Raw genomic sequence first — 1,661 nt, 5'->3', positions numbered from 1 at the left:
GGGGCTCATGGTGTACCGATCAGCCGAGCTTCGAGCAGGTCGAGTTTGGCGCGGCCGAACATCTGTCGCTTCACGAGCTTCAGGCGGGTAATCTGCCCTTCGGTCTGGCCGTTCGACCATGGTTGCGTGAGAGCTGCAGCAACAGCCGCCTTGTCCTTGAGCAGGCCGCCGGCGAAGGACGCCAGAAGGCTGCGGGCCGCAGCCTCGATCCAGGTGTCGAGATCGGATCGACGCCGTTCGCGGATCATGGTTTGGAAGCGCGACAACAGGGCCCTTGCCTCGTCGAGCCTCGGCACCTCCCCCTCGATCGTCGCCACAAGGACGGCTTCGGCCTTCGTCAGGCTGTCCCGCCCCGTCGTCATCAGCCGGGAGAGGATCCGCGCTGACGGCACCCTGCTGGGCGCGCCCTCCGGCGCCCGCTCACTGCGTCGCCTCCGCGTCGCCCATTCCCCGACCACCCGCAAGCTGCCGGTGAACCCGTTCGCGCGAAGCCGACGCCAGAGTTCAGCCCCGTTGCGACAGCCGGCCGCCCATTCGGCATCGAGCCGGGGCAGATGGGCATCCAGGCTGCTCTGGCGGGCGCGGAAGACGTCGCCGGTCAGACCGCGAAGCACGTCGCGCACGAGCTTGCGACTGTGCCCGGTCGTCCGGGCAATCTTCTTGATCGGCATGCCCTGTCGCGACAGAGCCAGGATCGCCTCGCCCGTCGCCTCCCTCCGAAGATAGCCGTCGTACTGCAGGCGCTCGGCGCAGGTCAGACGTTCGGGATCGACCGTCGCGGCTCCCACCGCGATGCGGATGGCGGCCATCGACTTGCGCACGGCGTCGAGGAAGGCAGCGCTGGCATTCTCCATCAGATGCCAGCGATCGGCGACTTGAAGGGCATGGGGTAGAGCCCGCGCTGTCGCTTCCCCATACCCACCGCCGCGGTCACGGGCGACGATGGTGATCTCGGGGTGAGCGGCGAGCCATGTCTCGACCGTGCTACTCTCTCGATCCGGTAGCAGGGCGATGACACGTCGCCGTTCCAGGTCGCAGACCAGCGTGCCGTAGCGCTGTCCCCGACGGAAGGCCCAGTCGTCGATGCCGATCACGCTCGGACGCTCCACCGGACGGACGGCACGGCGGCGCACGGTTCGGAGCATCGTATCCCGACTGGCAGGGACCATAAGACGACGCGCGAAGCAGGCAGCGGGCCTGCCGCCGAGGGCAAGGCCCAGATGACGCACGATGCAGTCGAGCCGGGCCGTACGCCGGGCGTAGGTAGCGGCGAGATCCGGCCCGAGCCGCTCGGCGAAGATCCTGGTCCGACAGTCTATCCCGACGCAGCGGAAGCGGCGGACGCTGACATCGATGACGACGGGTCTCCCGGCGACAGGCAGATCGGACAGGGTACGCGTGTAGCGGCTATGGATTCGAGACGAAGGCCGATCGCAGCTTGGACACCGGGCCAGGGTGGCGACAGGTCGGGCGGTGATGGTCAGGCCAGAGCCGATCTCGACATGATCGATGACGAGTCCGCGCGGAATTACCGAGTTGGGATGCAGGCTGCGAGGCATGGCAGGATCTCCGACGACCGAAGCCGAGATCCATCAACTCCCCTGCACCGAAAGTGAGTCAGACCCGAAATAGGACCCCCGCGGCCCACGCCGGATGAATAC

General features: G+C 67.4%; 1 protein-coding gene. It reads right to left on the bottom strand.

The window, feature by feature from the left end; translation table 11 throughout:
* Positions 1 to 5 precede the first annotated feature (5 nt).
* A complete protein-coding gene (locus tag FV242_RS33785) occupies positions 6 to 1,559 on the bottom strand; it encodes an ISL3 family transposase (RefSeq protein WP_147942013.1) in 1,554 nt (517 codons plus the stop codon).
* Between the last annotated feature and the right edge of the window lie 102 nt (positions 1,560 to 1,661).

Origin of the sequence: Methylobacterium sp. WL64, from assembly GCF_008039945.1 — a bacterium.
Taxonomy (GTDB): Bacteria; Pseudomonadota; Alphaproteobacteria; order Rhizobiales; family Beijerinckiaceae; genus Methylobacterium.
The sequence above is the reverse complement of the archived record's forward strand: the minus strand, read 5'-3'. Positions and strand labels throughout refer to the sequence as shown.

Bases quoted from the DNA above. Each gene is read 5' to 3' on its own strand.
- FV242_RS33785 (WP_147942013.1), bottom strand. From the start codon at position 1,559: ATGCCTCGCAGCCTGCATCCCAACTCGGTAATTCCGCGCGGACTCGTC.